The sequence below is a fragment of the Rhizobium leguminosarum bv. viciae genome, from assembly GCF_012276115.1.
GTDB lineage: Bacteria > Pseudomonadota > Alphaproteobacteria > Rhizobiales > Rhizobiaceae > Rhizobium > Rhizobium leguminosarum_T.
In genome coordinates, this window is sequence record NZ_WIEU01000003.1 from 131,370 (window position 1) to 146,197 (window position 14,828).

The 14,828-nt window shown below is 61.3% G+C and carries 15 protein-coding genes and 1 riboswitch; of the genes, 7 read left to right on the forward strand and 8 right to left on the reverse strand.

What is annotated here, in order from left to right:
- Positions 1–22: 22 nt before the first annotated feature.
- The 7 genes from GFM02_RS06490 to GFM02_RS06520 all read left to right on the forward strand — a co-directional run bounded on the left by GFM02_RS06490 (position 23) and on the right by GFM02_RS06520 (position 6,533).
- Entirely contained in the window at positions 23–619 is a 597-nt protein-coding gene (locus GFM02_RS06490) for an NADPH-dependent FMN reductase (protein ID WP_168321183.1), read from the forward strand.
- Between the two features lie 193 nt (positions 620–812).
- Positions 813–926, forward strand: a riboswitch (TPP riboswitch).
- Positions 917–1,549: a YkoF family thiamine/hydroxymethylpyrimidine-binding protein gene (locus GFM02_RS06495; protein ID WP_168321184.1), complete on the forward strand. Its 633-nt coding sequence runs from the start codon at positions 917–919 to the stop codon at positions 1,547–1,549. Its footprint overlaps the riboswitch before it by 10 nt.
- Positions 1,550–1,591: 42 nt before the next feature.
- Positions 1,592–2,398 (forward strand): ABC transporter permease, encoded by an 807-nt coding sequence (locus tag GFM02_RS06500; protein WP_168321185.1) that lies wholly within the window; start codon positions 1,592–1,594, stop codon positions 2,396–2,398.
- Complete coding sequence (locus tag GFM02_RS06505; RefSeq protein ID WP_168321186.1) at positions 2,395–3,207, forward strand: ABC transporter ATP-binding protein; 813 nt, start codon at positions 2,395–2,397, stop codon at positions 3,205–3,207. Before GFM02_RS06500 ends, GFM02_RS06505 begins: the two co-directional genes overlap by 4 nt.
- Before the next feature lie 68 nt (positions 3,208–3,275).
- Positions 3,276–4,286 (forward strand): ABC transporter substrate-binding protein, encoded by a 1,011-nt coding sequence (locus tag GFM02_RS06510; RefSeq protein ID WP_168321187.1) that lies wholly within the window; start codon positions 3,276–3,278, stop codon positions 4,284–4,286.
- Between the two features lie 121 nt (positions 4,287–4,407).
- On the forward strand, positions 4,408–5,628 hold the full coding sequence (locus GFM02_RS06515; protein WP_168321188.1) for an acyltransferase family protein: 1,221 nt from the start codon (positions 4,408–4,410) through the stop codon (positions 5,626–5,628).
- A gap of 167 nt (positions 5,629–5,795) precedes the next feature.
- The gene (locus tag GFM02_RS06520; RefSeq protein ID WP_168321189.1) at positions 5,796–6,533 is read left to right on the forward strand and encodes a sugar transferase; all 738 of its coding nucleotides are present in this window, start codon (positions 5,796–5,798) and stop codon (positions 6,531–6,533) included.
- A gap of 179 nt (positions 6,534–6,712) precedes the next feature.
- On the opposite strand, the gene GFM02_RS06525 is transcribed toward GFM02_RS06520, so the two are convergent.
- The 8 genes from GFM02_RS06525 to GFM02_RS06560 all read right to left on the reverse strand — a co-directional run bounded on the left by GFM02_RS06525 (position 6,713) and on the right by GFM02_RS06560 (position 14,768).
- Complete coding sequence (locus GFM02_RS06525; protein WP_132611258.1) at positions 6,713–7,120, reverse strand: F0F1 ATP synthase subunit epsilon; 408 nt, start codon at positions 7,118–7,120, stop codon at positions 6,713–6,715.
- Positions 7,120–7,359: a hypothetical protein gene (locus GFM02_RS06530; protein WP_003543462.1), complete on the reverse strand. Its 240-nt coding sequence runs from the start codon at positions 7,357–7,359 to the stop codon at positions 7,120–7,122. Before GFM02_RS06530 ends, GFM02_RS06525 begins: the two co-directional genes overlap by 1 nt.
- Positions 7,359–8,795, reverse strand: a complete 1,437-nt coding sequence (gene atpD, locus GFM02_RS06535; RefSeq protein WP_025396265.1) for a F0F1 ATP synthase subunit beta — start codon at positions 8,793–8,795, stop codon at positions 7,359–7,361. The genes GFM02_RS06530 and atpD overlap by 1 nt, the downstream gene beginning before the upstream one ends.
- A gap of 23 nt (positions 8,796–8,818) precedes the next feature.
- Positions 8,819–9,703: a F0F1 ATP synthase subunit gamma gene (locus GFM02_RS06540; RefSeq protein WP_168303426.1), complete on the reverse strand. Its 885-nt coding sequence runs from the start codon at positions 9,701–9,703 to the stop codon at positions 8,819–8,821.
- Positions 9,704–9,731: 28 nt separating this feature from the next.
- On the reverse strand, positions 9,732–11,261 hold the full coding sequence (atpA, locus tag GFM02_RS06545) for a F0F1 ATP synthase subunit alpha (protein WP_003589851.1): 1,530 nt from the start codon (positions 11,259–11,261) through the stop codon (positions 9,732–9,734).
- Entirely contained in the window at positions 11,261–11,827 is a 567-nt protein-coding gene (locus GFM02_RS06550; RefSeq protein ID WP_017966273.1) for a F0F1 ATP synthase subunit delta, read from the reverse strand. Before GFM02_RS06550 ends, atpA begins: the two co-directional genes overlap by 1 nt.
- A gap of 255 nt (positions 11,828–12,082) precedes the next feature.
- Positions 12,083–12,472: a DUF4345 family protein gene (locus tag GFM02_RS06555; protein ID WP_003543471.1), complete on the reverse strand. Its 390-nt coding sequence runs from the start codon at positions 12,470–12,472 to the stop codon at positions 12,083–12,085.
- A 79-nt stretch (positions 12,473–12,551) separates the two neighbouring features.
- Positions 12,552–14,768 carry a primosomal protein N' gene (locus GFM02_RS06560; protein WP_168321190.1) on the reverse strand — a complete coding sequence of 739 codons (2,217 nt, stop codon included), beginning with the start codon at positions 14,766–14,768 and terminating at the stop codon, positions 12,552–12,554.
- Between the last annotated feature and the right edge of the window lie 60 nt (positions 14,769–14,828).

A 14,828-nucleotide genomic window follows, 5' to 3' on the forward strand; every position in this document is an offset into this window, starting at 1 on the left:
CAATCGCAATAAGGAGCGACGCATGCAAACACCCACCAGGCTGGCTGTCATCTACGGAAGCACGAGAGAGGGCCGCATCTGCGACCGGGTGGTCAAATGGCTGACGCAGGAGCTCCTCCGCTTCCCGCAATTTGATATCGACATCATCGACCCATTGGATTTCGCGCTGCCGGCCAACCGTGACATGGCGCATCCCGAAGTCGACAGACTCGCCGGACGGCTTGGCATGGCCGACGCCTTCATCATCGTCACGCCGGAATACAATCACAGCTTCACTGCCTCGTTGAAGTCGATCATCGATTTCTTCTTCGAGCCCTGGCAGGGCAAGCCGGTCGCCTTCGTTTCCTATGGCGGCATATCCGGCGGCCTGCGCGCCGTCGAACAGCTGCGGCTGGTCTTTGCCGAACTCCACGCCGTCACCATCCGCGACTCGGTGAGCTTTGCCGCGCCTTGGAACCGCTTCGACCCAGACGGGCGACTCGATAATCCCGCCGATACAATGCGTTTGCTCGATCGGATGATGGCGAGACTGGAATGGTGGACGCAGGCGCTCGTCACCGCCCGCAGCGATCGTCCCTATGCCGAAATAGAGCGCCGCGCGTCTTTTCAGATGAGCTAAGGACACTCCATCACTTTGAATCTGCGCCTGAGCCAGAAAGCTCCGGTTCCGTTCCCGGCAGGTACGGAACCATTGGGAACACCCGGGCAGATCCTCCGCCCGGGTGTTTTCCGTCACATCCGGTTCATTCAGACCGCACGGACGGGTTCGCAATTTTGCTGTTGCGGGGAGAAAACCCCGGTGGTAGTTTCCGCGCAAATAACAGGGGAGCTCCGTATTGCCGGGGCTGAGATGTGAGGCGCAAGCCTCTGGACCCTTCAAAGCTGATCTGGGTAATGCCAGCGGAGCGAGGTTCAGATGTTCTCAGGCGCACAAGTGTCACTCTATCCGATGTCCGACAATTTCGTCGGCATCATTCTCGATGCCGTCACGGCGCTCGACCCCTATCGCGACCGGCTGCGCATCGAGACCGATGACATCTCCACATTGCTGGTCGGCCCGCCTGACATTCTCTTCGCCGCCATGCACGATCTTTTCGTCGCCGCCGCAAAGACCGGCGACCATTGCGTGCTGTCCGCTGCCATTTCACGCGGCTGCCCCGGCGAGCCCGACGACGCCATCTGCGGCGTCAACCCCTCCCTCGGCCAGGCGGAGCCGCTTGCCGAGCGTATAACAGCCGCACTTGCCGCCGTTGAAATCACCGCCGAAACCGGACAGCCGACGGCTGCGCAATTCTCGCTCTACGTCATGGGAACCGGTACCCATATGGACGAGATCTACGGCTGCATCGACTTCCTGAAGCGCTCCGGCACCTTCGATCGCGCCAAGAATTTCTGCACCAGGCTCTCTGGCGACGCTGGCGCGGTCTTCGCCACCATTCGCGAGGCCTTCTATCGCTTCGGCGACCCCGAGGGACATGTGACCCTCGACATCACGGTGTCCGCCAATACAGCGCCGCGCGTCTCTTCGGACGCGCAAAGGACGCTGTAGCATCTTAAATTGCTGCCGACGAAAGCCTGAAATCGAACGCTGATGACACCGTCAAAACCATCGGAATCGCGCCTTGCCGCGCTCCGCGCCGCTCTCTACCGGGGCATACCCGCCTTGCTCGCCGGCTGCGCCTTTTTGGCGGCATGGGAACTCTATGTCGATCTCTCCGGCATCAAACCGTCCGTCCTGCCGGCGCCTTCGCGTATCGTCGTCCAAGGCTGGCTGAACCGCGAGGCGCTGATATCAAACACCTGGCCGACGCTCGGCGCGACACTCGGTGGTTTCGCCCTGTCGCTTGCCTTCGCCTTCGCCGCCTCGATCCTGATGGATTTCGTGCCCTTCATGCGCCGGGCATTGCTACCGATCTTCATCGCCAGCCAGACCCTGCCGCTGGTGGCAATCGCCCCCCTCGTCGTCCTCTGGTTCGGCTTCGGCCTGTTGCCGAAGATCCTGCTGGTGGCGCTCGTCACCTTCTTCCCGTTGCTGGTCGCCTTGCTGCAGGGCTATGAATCGACCGACCGCGACATCGCCGAATTGCTGAATTCGATGAAGGCGAGCCGCTGGCGCATTTTCCGTCTGGCACGGCTTCCCTCCTCGCTGCCCTATTTCTTCGCCGGCCTCAGAATCTCGATCACCTATGCCGTCGTCGGCGCGATCTTTGCCGAATATGCCGGCGCCGCCCGCGGCCTCGGCATCTATATCCTCAACGCCAAGAACAATTTCCGTCCCGATCTCGTGCTCGCCGCCGTCGTCGTCAGCGCCGTGCTGACACTCTGCCTCTTCGGGCTGACGCTGATGATCCAGCGCCTCGTCATGCCCTGGCAACCATCCGGGGAGCAGCGCCGATGAGCGATGCAATGGTTGAACTGCACAACATCTCGAAGTCCTTCGACGGCATGAAGGTGCTGGGCGACATCTCGCTCGCTGTCGCAGACGGCGAGTTCGTTTCGATCGTCGGCCCGTCCGGCTCTGGAAAATCGACGGTACTGAGATTGCTGACACAGGCGCTTCGGCCTGATTCCGGCGCCATGCTTTTCAAGGGCGCGCCGCTCGAACAGACGCCGCATTCCTTCGCCTTCATGCCGCAGCGCGATGCGCTGATGCCCTGGCGCCGGATCATCGACAATGCCGCACTCGGCCTTGAGGTGCGCGGCATGAGCCGCCGCGCGGCCCGCGCCGCCGTCGCGCCTCTGTTCGACCGCTTCGGCCTTGCAGGCTTCGAGCAACACTATCCCTCCGAACTGTCAGGCGGCATGCGCCAGCGCGCCGCGCTGCTGCGCACCGTCGTCCAGACCCAGGACATGCTGCTGCTCGACGAGCCTTTCGGCGCGCTGGATGCGCTGACGCGCACGCAGATCCAGGAATGGCTGCAGGGCATGTGGACGGAACACCGTTGGACGGCGCTGCTGATCACCCATGATGTTCGCGAGGCAGTGTTCCTCTCCGACCGGATCTACGTGCTTTCGGCTCGTCCGGCGCGTATCATCCGCGAATTCCGCGTTCCCCTGCCCCGTCCGAGAAGCATTGCCGATCTCGGCTCGCCGGCGGCCCAGGCGATCGAAACCGAAATCCTGCAAACCCTGCTTCATCCGCTGGAACAGGATGATTTTAGGCCGGTCGGCCTAAAATCTGAATCCTGTTCTAATTTAAAGAGTTAGAGCATGATGTCGTCCGAAAACCGCTCACGCTTTTCGGCATCATGCTCTAGAGACCTGAGGAGGTCACCATGCTGCTTCTCACCCGTCGCCAGACGATCTTTGCCGCCATCGCGGCAAGCCTCGCCGGCGGCCCCGCCTTCGCCCAATCGGCGCCCGCAAAGGTCCGCATCGCGCTCGACTGGACGCCCAACACCAACCATATCGGCATCTATGTCGCCAAGGCGAAGGGCTTCTATGCCGATGCCGGGCTCGATGTCGAGATTCTTCCCTTCACCGATACCAGCGCCGGAACGCTGGTATCGAACGGCGTTGCCGATTTCGGCATCAGCAGCGAGATCGAGACCCTCACGCAGCGCGCTGGCGGCGGTGACGTGAAGATGGTCTACGGCGTCGTCCAGACGGAAACCGCACGCCTGATCTTCAAGGGCGGACGCGACGACATCAAGAGCCCGAAAGACCTCGACGGCAAAACCTATGGCGGCTTTGGTGGCACCTGGGAGAGCGCGCTGATCTCCGCGATGATCCGCAATGACGGCGGCAAAGGCGACGTCAAGACCGTCACCCTCGGCACCTCCGCTTACGAGGCGCTGGACAATGGCTCGATCGATTTCACGCTGGAGATCTACACCTGGGAAGGCATCGCCGCCGAACTGGAAAACCGGAAGATCGGCCGCTTCCACTATTCCGATTATGGCATTCCGGACGAGCAGACGACGGTCATCGTCTCCAGCGATGCCTATCTCTCCGCAAGTCCGGAACACGCCCGCGCCTTCATCCAGGCGACACGAAAGGGTTATGCCTACTCCGTCGACCATCCCGACGAAGCCTGCGACCTGCTGATCTCGGGAAGCAACGGCGCACTGATGAATACGGAACTGGTAAAGGCTTCTCAGAAGGCATTGATCGAGGGGCACTTTCTGAAATCCGAGGCCGGCGTGATCGGTAAGCTCGACCCGGCAAAGGCCGAGGCCCTCGGCGGTTTCCTGATGGAGAATGGCATTCTGGTCGATGCCAATGGCGCCGCACTCAAGGAGAAGCCGGACTTTTCCACCTATTATACCAACGAACTTCTCGACTGAGCCCAACGCCTGCCTTGCCCGTCGCGGCTTTCCGCTGCAAAGTCCGAGACCGGAGCATGATGTCGTCCGAAAACCGCTCACACTTTTCGGCATCATGCTCTGGGCAAGGTGGGGAGGCAGGATGCGACAACAGGAGAGACTGGCCGGAGCGGACTTTCTGCGCGCGACGGCCTGTCTGCTGGTGCTCGCCCACCACTTTGCACTGCGGCTGGATATGCGCAGAATCCCCGAGGAACTCGGACCGGCCGCAAACATCCTCCGCTTCGGCAATTTCGGCGTCGCCATCTTCTTCGTGCTCAGCGGCTTTCTTCTTGCCCATCCCTTCTGGCGTGCGCTCGACGCGGGCAGCGACACGCCGAGTCTGCGGTATTACACGATCCGCAGGATGGCGCGCATCGCTCCCGGTTTCTGGTTTGCCGCCACCATCGGCTTCGCCCTCAGCGTGACGCTGCTTGCCTTGCCGCTGACGCCTGAGCTTGTGCTCCGCTACGTCTCCGGGCTGCTGTTCATGAGCCAGTGGCATTGGCGCACCTTGTTTCCTGTCGAAGCCGACGGGCCGCTCTGGTCCATTCCCTTCGAGGTCACCAGCTATGTACTCCTGCCGGTCTGCTTCCTCCTGCTGTTTCGTTTGCCCCTCCTGAGGCAGCGCCCATTGCTCGCCCGTTTCGCTTGGCTTTGCGTCATCACAGGCGTACTCCTCGCCCATGTGCTGATCCTGACCTTCTTTCCGCTCGACGACATCGAACGCGGATGGCAGTACGGCCTGCAGGGCGGGGCGAAGGAATGGATGCCGAGATATAACCCGATCGGCTTCTTCGCCGTCTTCGCGCTCGGCGCGCTTGCCGCCGGTGTCGAGGTCATGCTGCCAAGAAGGCGCTCCTCCTGGTTCGATGCCGCAGCGCTCCTCGCCCTCGCCATTGCCGCCTACCGCCTCGTCACATCGCCCGGCGGCTCCGCCGAAGCTTACGGCTGGCTCGAAATCCCCTATGGCTTTCCGGTCTTTCCGCTGGCGGTCGCAACGGTGCTCGTTTCGCTCAGCCATTCGCAACGCCTGGGCAGGCTGCTCGACAACGCTCCTGTCCGCTACATCGCAAAGATCTCCTTCGGCATCTATATTTGGCAAGAGATCATCCTGATATTGATCCAGAGGCTAGACCCTGGTTCGTTCGGCGTTTCCTCGGAAAATGTCGTCACCGGCTGGCTGCAGTCGTGCGGATTGGCGGCAGCGCTCATCCTTCTGGTCGCATCCCTCAGCTACGCGCTGCTGGAAAAGCCGGCGATCCATTTCGGAAACTGGCTGACATCTCGTCAACCCAATCGGGCTACTCCTTTCAAAGTATAAATTTCCCGTAAGCGCAACTACAGGCATTAAGGTTAACGCGGAATACTCCCATTTTTGGTGTCTTTAGGGTTATCAAATTCTTATTTATACCGATGACAAACGATACGTGACCATGTATTTGTCTCCATGCTGTTCAGTATCGCATCTAAACTTGTGGACCTTGCGTAATGAATGCTTTTACTTCGAAGACGAATCCACGCTTCGATCCGTCTCAGCGTCAGGACAAAACCAAGACCCTGGTTATAGCGAACTCCAACATTCGCCAGCCGGATAGCTTTTCCCTTATCGAAAGAAAGATGGCTGTGCGGCTCACCGTGAAGCGGTTGATCGACATCGTCGCCTCAGTCAGCGCCCTCATCGTGCTGGCGCCGCTTTTTCTGGCAATTGCTCTCTTCATCAAACTCGACGATGGCGGTCCGGTGTTTTTCCGCCAGATCCGCTGGGGGCTGAACGGCCGGAAGATCACGGTCTTCAAGTTCCGGTCGATGCGCGCGGAAGCTTGCGATCCGAGCGGCATTCAACAGACCGTCAAGGGCGACAGCCGGGTGACAGGCATCGGCTCGGTGCTCCGCAAGACCAATATCGACGAGCTGCCGCAGCTTTTCAACGTTCTCAGGGGTGAGATGTCGTTGGTCGGCCCGCGCTGCCACGCCATCAATATGCGGGCAGCCGGCCAGCTCTACGAGGAACTGGTGCCGGACTATCATTACCGCCACATCATGCGCCCCGGCATCACCGGCCTTGCGCAGACGCGCGGCTGGCGCGGACCGACGGCGCGGCCACTGGCAGCTCGCGCTCGCATCGCCTGCGATATCTATTATGTCAGGAATTTCAGCCTGCTGCTCGACCTGAAGATATTGTTCAAGACGTTCGTCATCGAGCTGCGCGGCGGCACCGGCTTCTGAGACGATCCCGGCAAAGCGGCCTATCGGCCGCTTCTTCATTTCACGCTACCCGCTTCTCTTCGCTCGCTATGACCAGCTTACGATGGGACTTCCACCCACAAGAGTGCGCCCATGCTGGGCGCACCATGAAAAAAGGCGGCTGTCGCAGCCGCCTTTCATCCCGTCGCAGTCGGCTGCGATCAGTCTTGTTGAACGACGCCGCGCAGGTGCGTCAGTTCCATGATGAAATGCTCGAGCTTCGACTTGTGCTCGTGCAGCTCGGCATGTTCGAGTTCCTGGCGGGCAGCCTCGATGCGGCGGGTCAGCTCGTCCTTATGGAGTTCCTCGACCGGAACCGCGGATTCGGCAAGCAATGTGCAGCCGGTCGGCAGGATATCGGCAAAACCGCCGAACACCACGTAGTCCTGCTTCTTGCCGGAGGCCGAACGCACGCTCACGACACCCGGCTTGATCGTCGTCATCGTCGGCGCATGGTTTGCCATGACCGTCATCTCGCCTTCAGTCGCGGGGATGACGACCTCGGTCACCATCTCCGACAGCAGCAGACGCTCCGGCGAAACGAGCTCAAAGTTGAAATTGTCAGCCATCAGTGACTTACCTTCTCGGCTATGGCTTTCGCATCTTGCAATTTAGTCCCGCAGAACGGGCAGTGCATTATCGCTTGATCGAGATAACCGAGGCCTTCCTCGCTCTGGACCAGGCCTACCACCATCATCAGCACACCATTATCGGCGCGGTAGACGGTCGGCGCCGCTGGTTCCGGAAGATCCGCCACGACCCCTTTCAAGGAGTCGCAGCAGAATATCTCGTCTAGCGCATCGCTCATTAAGCAGCTGCGAGCTTCTTGGCCTTTTCGACCGCTTCTTCCATCGAGCCGACCATGTAGAAGGCAGCTTCCGGCAGATGATCGTATTCGCCGTTGACGAGGCCCTTGAAGCCCTTGATCGTGTCTTCGAGAGCAACCAGCTTGCCCGGCGAGCCGGTGAAGACTTCGGCGACGAAGAACGGCTGCGACAGGAAGCGCTCGATCTTGCGGGCGCGGGCGACGGCAATCTTGTCCTCTTCGGACAGTTCGTCCATGCCAAGGATCGCGATGATGTCCTGCAGGGCCTTATAGCGCTGCAGCGTCGACTGGACCTTACGGGCGACGTCGTAATGTTCTTCCCCGACGACCATCGGATCGAGCATGCGCGACGTGGAGTCGAGCGGATCGACCGCCGGGTAGATACCCTTTTCAGCGATCGAGCGCGACAGAACCGTCGTTGCGTCAAGGTGAGCAAACGAGGTCGCCGGCGCCGGGTCGGTCAAGTCGTCGGCCGGAACGTAAATGGCCTGAACCGAGGTGATCGAGCCGGTCGTCGTCGTCGTGATGCGCTCCTGCATCTGGCCCATGTCGGTTGCAAGCGTCGGCTGATAACCGACGGCAGACGGGATGCGGCCGAGCAGAGCCGACACTTCGGAACCTGCCTGCGTGAAGCGGAAGATGTTGTCGACGAAGAACAGAACGTCCTGGCCTTGGTCGCGGAAGTGTTCGGCAACCGTCAGGCCGGTCAGGGCGACGCGGGCGCGGGCACCCGGCGGTTCGTTCATCTGACCGTAAACAAGTGCCGCCTTCGAACCTTCGCCGCCGCCATGCTTGTTGACGTTCGATTCGATCATTTCGTGATAGAGGTCGTTGCCTTCGCGGGTGCGTTCACCGACGCCTGCGAAAACCGAGTAACCACCATGCGCCTTGGCGACGTTGTTGATCAGTTCCATGATCAGAACGGTCTTGCCGACGCCGGCGCCGCCGAAGAGGCCGATCTTGCCGCCGCGTGCGTAGGGAGCCAGAAGATCGACGACCTTGATGCCGGTGACGAGAATCTGCGATTCCGTCGACTGCTCGACATAGGACGGTGCATCCTGGTGGATGGCGCGCTTGTGAGCGGTGACCAGCGGACCAGCTTCGTCGACCGGCTCGCCGATGACGTTCATGATACGGCCGAGCGTCTCGTTGCCGACCGGAACCATGATCGGAGCGCCGGTATCGGCGACTTCCTGGCCGCGGACGAGACCTTCGCTCGAGTCCATCGCGATCGTACGGACGACGTTTTCGCCAAGGTGCTGCGCAACTTCGAGAACCAGGCGGTTGCCGTTGTTGCTGGTTTCCAGCGCGTTCAGGATCTTCGGCAGTTCGCCTTCGAAAGCAACGTCGACGACGGCGCCGATAACCTGGGTGACTCTGCCGACAGAGCCGATCTTGGGGGTAGCTGCCTCAGCCATTTTCTGACCCTCTTTTCCTAGTCTCAGAGCGCTTCCGCGCCCGAAATGATTTCAATGAGTTCCTTGGTGATCTGCGCCTGACGCTGGCGGTTGTAGCTCAGCGTCAGCTTGTTGATCATCTCACCGGCATTACGCGTCGCATTGTCCATAGCGCTCATCTTGGCGCCCATCTCGCCCGCGACGTTCTCAAGGAGCGCGCGGAAGACCTGGACGGAGATGTTGCGCGGGATCAGATCTTCGAGGATCGATGCCGGATCCGGCTCGTATTCGTAGACGGCGCCTGAATGTGCGGCATCTTCGGTCTGCACAGCTCCCGTTGAAGCCGGGATGAGCTGCTGCGCCGTCGGAATCTGGCTGATCACCGATTTGAACTCGGAATAGAACAGCGTGCAGACGTCGAACTCGCCGGCAGCATACATCTCGATGACGCGCTTGCCGATCTGGTCCGCATTCTCGAAGCCGACGCGCTTGACGTCGCGCAATTCCTTACGCTCGATGATCAGCGAGGCGAATTCGCGGCGAAGGATGTCGTGACCCTTCTTGCCGACGGTGAAGATCTTCACCGTCTTGCCTTCGGCAAGCAGCTTGCGGACATGTTCGCGTGCAAAGCGTGCGATCTGCGAGTTGAAACCGCCGCAAAGACCACGTTCGGCCGTGCAGACCACTAGCAGATGGACCTTGTCCTGGCCAGTGCCGGTCATCAGCGTCGGTGCACCGTCGGCATCGGTGACGGCCTTGGCGATGTTCGCCAGAACCGCACCCATGCGCTGCGAATAAGGCCGGGCGGCCTCGGCCGCCTCCTGCGCACGCCGAAGCTTCGCCGCGGCGACCATTTTCATCGCCTTGGTGATCTTCTGCGTCGCCTTGACGGAGGCGATCCGGTTTTTCAGATCCTTAAGTGAAGGCATCCGTGATCCGTCCTAACTTAGGGCCTGATTACGAGAAAGACTTTGCGAAGCTATCGAGAGCAGCGGTGAGCTTGCCCTTGGTATCGTCGCTGATTGCCTTTTCCGTGCGGATCGCGTCGAGGATGGCGGAGCCTTCCGAACGCAGATATGAGAGGAAGCCCTGCTCGAACTTGCCGACCGAAGCGACCGGCAGCTTGTCGAGATAGCCGTTGACGCCAGCAAAGATCACGGCGACCTGCTCTTCCGTCTTCAGCGGCGAGAACTGCGGCTGCTTCAGGAGTTCGGTCAGGCGTGCGCCGCGGTTCAGCAGGCGCTGCGTCGCAGCGTCGAGGTCCGAACCGAACTGGGCGAAGGCGGCCATTTCGCGATACTGGGCAAGTTCGCCCTTGATCGAGCCGGCAACCTGCTTCATCGCCTTGATCTGTGCCGACGAGCCGACGCGGGAAACCGACAGACCGACGTTCACGGCCGGGCGGATACCCTGGTAGAACAGATCGGTTTCAAGGAAGATCTGGCCGTCGGTGATCGAGATCACGTTGGTCGGAATGAAGGCCGACACGTCGTTGCCCTGCGTTTCGATGACCGGCAGAGCGGTCAGCGAACCGGCGCCCTTGTCGTCGTTCATCTTCGCAGCGCGCTCGAGCAGGCGCGAGTGCAGGTAGAAAACGTCGCCCGGATAAGCTTCGCGGCCCGGCGGGCGGCGCAGCAGCAGCGACATCTGGCGGTAGGACACGGCCTGCTTGGACAGGTCGTCATAACCGATCAGCGCATGCATGCCGTTGTCACGGAAATATTCGCCCATGGCGCAGCCGGCAAACGGAGCCAGGAACTGCATCGGCGCCGGATCGGAAGCGGTGGCGGCAACGATGATCGAATACTTCAGCGCGCCGCGCTCTTCGAGCACCTTGACGAACTGGGCAACGGTCGAACGCTTCTGTCCGACGGCGACGTAGACGCAATAAAGCTTTTCGCCTTCCGGACCGTTGTCGTGAATGGCCTTCTGGTTGAGGAAGGCATCGAGAAGGATCGCGGTCTTGCCGGTCTGGCGGTCGCCGATGACCAGCTCGCGCTGGCCGCGGCCGACCGGGATCAGCGCGTCGATGGCCTTGAGGCCGGTCGACATCGGCTCATGAACCGACTTGCGCGGAATGATGCCGGGAGCCTTGACGTCGACGCGCGAACGGCGCGTCGCGTTGATCGGGCCCTTGCCGTCGATCGGATTGCCGAGCGCGTCGACGACGCGGCCGAGCAGTTCCGGACCAACCGGAACGTCAACGATGGCGCCGGTCCGCTTGACGGTGTCGCCTTCCTTGATGTCGCGGTCGGAGCCGAAGATGACGACACCGACATTGTCGGATTCGAGGTTCAGCGCCATGCCGCGGATGCCGCCCGGGAACTCGACCATTTCGCCGGCCTGGACATTGTCCAGACCATAGACACGAGCGATACCGTCACCGACGGAGAGAACCTGGCCGACTTCCGAGACTTCTGCCTCTTTGCCGAAATTTTTAATCTGGTCTTTGAGAATTGCGGAAATTTCCGCGGCGCGGATATCCATCAGCCAACCTCTTTCAATGCGAGCTTAAGGGTAGAGAGTTTGGTACGAAGAGACGTATCAATCTGACGGGACCCGACCTTCACGATCAGACCACCAAGAATTGACGGATCAACCGTGACGGCAATCGTCACGTCTTTGCCGGTAACGCTCTTGAGTGCCACCTTCAATTCGGTTTCCTGCGCTTGCGAAAGCGCATGCGCCGAGGTGACCTCGGCGGAGATTTCACCGCGATGGTTCGCGGCGATGATGCGGAAGGCCTTGATCATGCCCGGCAGGGCGAACAGGCGGCGGTTGCGCGCCACGACCTTCAGGAAATTGGCGAAGAAACCGCTGATGCCGGCCTTCTCGCTGATGGCGACGATCGCCTTCAGCTGGTCTTCAGCGGAAAAAACCGGGCTTGCGACGAAGCGCTTCAGATCGGCGCTCTCATCCAGCATCGCCTGGAAACGGTCAAGATCGGCGGTGACGCTATCGACGGCGCCCTGCTCGAGCGCCAGTTCGAAAAGCGACGAGGCATAGCGTTCTGCAACACCAGAAGTAAGCTGGGACGTGTCTGCCACTGGCACAAATTTCCCTGATTTCAACCCAAAATCCGGCTCTCGGCGGACGCCGAACCTATGATCTTGAATTCGTTTTGATTTCCCCCAGAAATCACAAGAGAAGCCTCTTGCTTCTTCCGAAATTCGGGGTCCGTCTAACATAGGATGTTCGGACTCGCAACACGCGTAATGCCCGAATACGCCTTTCACATGAATTTCTGTCTGCAAAATCGCGCAATGGCCTGAAAGCAGGCTGAAGACGCCGTCTGCCGGCAGCGAGAGTCACGTCTGGGTGAAGCCGAAAACGTAGAGCAGCGGTAGCGCGGCCAAAGCGATCTGCACAACCAGGAGTAAATAGTTGACGAGATTACTCCCCTTATCGGACAGGATCGAGATGACGCGGGCAAAGGCTGCCATCGCGAAGGAGGCGCCGAGCGCCATGTAGATCCAATCCTGGGCGAGCATGATCGCCGACAGCCCGAAGCCGAGATAGAAACCGCCCATCGAGCGCCCCTCGCCGAAGCCTTCCGGCCGCCCCTCCTGCGCCTGCAGACCGAGAAGACGGAAAGTCTGGCCCGGCGCGAACATCATGATGAAGCCGGCGAGCGCCGTGAAAGCGGCGGAGCAAAAGGCAAGCTGCTCGCCAAACTCGGTCGGAAAGTAAAACTCCATGCGTCAGCCCCAAATCACCCGGATGAATCAGTGTTTTATGACATGGGCCGAAAAAGGAGGGAATGGCGGCGTCATTCATTTAGAGAAAACTCTGCGGATCGATATCGAGCTGCACATGCACCGATCCACGCTCCTTCGGCGATTGCGACAGCATCGCCCGCAGGAACCCTTGCATGTCCGAATTCCGCCGGCCGTGCACCAGAAGACGGAAGCGGTGGCGGCCGCGCACCAGCGCGAGCGGCGCTTCGGCCGGGCCGAGCACCGAGATCCCCGACACCTGCGGCGCGGCGTTGCGCATGGCGCGCGCATGGTTTTCGGCGTCGTGGCGGGTTTCGGCAGAAACGATGATCGAGGCGAGCCTGCCGAAGGGCGGCAATAGGGCGCGTTCGCGTTCGGTGATCTCGCGCTCGTAGAAAGCGTCGGAATCGCCGGAGACAATTGCCTGCATGACAGGATGCTGCGGTTGATAGGTCTGCAGCAACCCATGGCTCTTGAGGCCCGTGCGCCCGGCCCGGCCGGTCACCTGCGACAAAAGCTGGAAGGTGCGCTCGGCCGCGCGCGGGTCGCCATTGGCAAGGCCGAGATCAGCATCGACGATGCCGACCAGCGTCATCAGCGGAAAATTGTGGCCCTTGGCGACGAGCTGGGTGCCGATGACGATATCGGCCTCGCCCTTGGCGATCGCTTCCAGCTCCAGCCGCAGCCGCTTCACCCCGCCCATGATATCCGAGGACAGAACGATCGTCCGCGCCTCCGGAAAATGCCGTTCCACCTCCTCGGCGATGCGCTCGACGCCTGGCCCGCAGGCGACGAGATGGTCGAGCGTGCCGCATTCCGGGCACGCCTCCGGCGTGCGCTCGGCATGGCCGCATTGATGGCATTGCAGCTGCTTGCGGAAGCGATGCTCCACCAGCCAGCTCGAACATTGCGGGCATTGGAACCGGTGGCCGCAAACCCGGCAGAGCGTCAGCGGCGCATAACCGCGCCGATTGAGAAAGAGCAATGCCTGTTCACGCTTTTCCACCGTCTTGCCGATCGCCCGGATCAGCACCGGCGACAGGAAGCCGCCCCGCTCCGGCGCGTGCCTGCGCATATCGACCAGATGCAGATCCGGCATCGCCGCATCGCCGAAACGCGTCGGCAGGTGGACGGTGCTGTAGCGCCCGCTCTGCCCGTTGACCTGGCTTTCGACCGACGGCGTCGCCGACACCAGAATGACGGGAAAATCGCCGATGCGGCCGCGCACGACTGCCATGTCGCGAGCATTGTAAAAGACGCGATCCTCCTGCTTGTAAGCGGGATCATGTTCCTCGTCGACGATGATCAGGCCAAGATCCTCGAAGGGCAGGAAGAGCGCCGAGCGCGCGCCCGCCACGACGCGCACTTCGCCGGTCACCGCCTGTCGCCAGACCTTTTCGCGCATGCGCGGCGCAAGATCGGAATGCCATTCGGCCGGCTTTGCCCCGAAGCGGTCCTGGAAGCGCTCCATAAAACTGGCCGTCAGCGCGATCTCCGGCAGCAGGATCAGCACCTGCTTGCCGCGTTTCAGCGTCTCGGCAATCGCCTCGAAATAAACCTCGGTCTTGCCGGAGCCGGTCACCCCGTCAATGAGCGACACCGAAAATTCGCCCTTGCGGACATCGGAAACGATCTCTTCAGCCGCCTGCTTCTGCGGCCCTTCAAGACGTGCGGCGGCAAAATCCGGATCCGGCATCGCCACCACCGGTGGCGGCGGCAGGAATACAGTCTCGAAGATGCCGAGCGTGATCAGCCCGTCGACGACACTCGTCGAGACACCCGCCGCATGCGCGAGGCCGCTGCGTGTCCAGGAAAAGCCGTCGGAGGCGGTATCGAGCACCCGGGCGCGCGCCGGCGTCATCCGCTCCGGTTCGCCGCCGACGAACTTCAACCCCTCCACCATCGGTTCCGGCTCGAAGGCGTTCGGCGCCCGCAGCGCCATGCGTGCGACGAGGCCGGGCGGCGAGAGCGTATAGGTCGCCACCCAATCGATGAAGTCCCGCATCTCCCTGGAAAGCGGCGGGCAGTCGAAGACATGGCTGATCGGTCGAAGCTTCTTCGGATCGACGCCGTCCTCGCCGCCGTCCCAGACGAGGCCGATCACCTGCCGCGGCCCGAGCGGCACCTGCACGACCGAGCCGGGCTCGACCGCCATGCCATCCGGCACCGAATAGGAATAGGGTTTCGGCGCCGGCATCGGCACCAGCACGGGAACCGTTCGGTTCGCGGGCGGTGCCTCGAAAAGCGCGCCAAATAGATCGGACGAATCTGTGCTCATCGCGCGAGACCATGCCCGCAAATCGATGGAATTGGAACCGCAAAGACGGAGTGACGCGTT

Bases quoted from the DNA above. Each gene is read 5' to 3' on its own strand.
- GFM02_RS06490 (WP_168321183.1), top strand. From the start codon at position 23: ATGCAAACACCCACCAGGCTGGCTGTCATCTACGGAAGCACGAGAGAG.
- GFM02_RS06555 (WP_003543471.1), bottom strand. From the start codon at position 12,472: ATGGAGTTTTACTTTCCGACCGAGTTTGGCGAGCAGCTTGCCTTTTGC.
- GFM02_RS06510 (WP_168321187.1), top strand. From the start codon at position 3,276: ATGCTGCTTCTCACCCGTCGCCAGACGATCTTTGCCGCCATCGCGGCA.
- atpD (WP_025396265.1), bottom strand. From the start codon at position 8,795: ATGGCTGAGGCAGCTACCCCCAAGATCGGCTCTGTCGGCAGAGTCACC.
- GFM02_RS06560 (WP_168321190.1), bottom strand. From the start codon at position 14,768: ATGAGCACAGATTCGTCCGATCTATTTGGCGCGCTTTTCGAGGCACCG.
- GFM02_RS06515 (WP_168321188.1), top strand. From the start codon at position 4,408: ATGCGACAACAGGAGAGACTGGCCGGAGCGGACTTTCTGCGCGCGACG.
- GFM02_RS06520 (WP_168321189.1), top strand. From the start codon at position 5,796: ATGAATGCTTTTACTTCGAAGACGAATCCACGCTTCGATCCGTCTCAG.
- GFM02_RS06500 (WP_168321185.1), top strand. From the start codon at position 1,592: ATGACACCGTCAAAACCATCGGAATCGCGCCTTGCCGCGCTCCGCGCC.
- GFM02_RS06495 (WP_168321184.1), top strand. From the start codon at position 917: ATGTTCTCAGGCGCACAAGTGTCACTCTATCCGATGTCCGACAATTTC.
- GFM02_RS06530 (WP_003543462.1), bottom strand. From the start codon at position 7,359: ATGAGCGATGCGCTAGACGAGATATTCTGCTGCGACTCCTTGAAAGGG.
- GFM02_RS06505 (WP_168321186.1), top strand. From the start codon at position 2,395: ATGAGCGATGCAATGGTTGAACTGCACAACATCTCGAAGTCCTTCGAC.
- GFM02_RS06540 (WP_168303426.1), bottom strand. From the start codon at position 9,703: ATGCCTTCACTTAAGGATCTGAAAAACCGGATCGCCTCCGTCAAGGCG.
- atpA (WP_003589851.1), bottom strand. From the start codon at position 11,261: ATGGATATCCGCGCCGCGGAAATTTCCGCAATTCTCAAAGACCAGATT.
- GFM02_RS06525 (WP_132611258.1), bottom strand. From the start codon at position 7,120: ATGGCTGACAATTTCAACTTTGAGCTCGTTTCGCCGGAGCGTCTGCTG.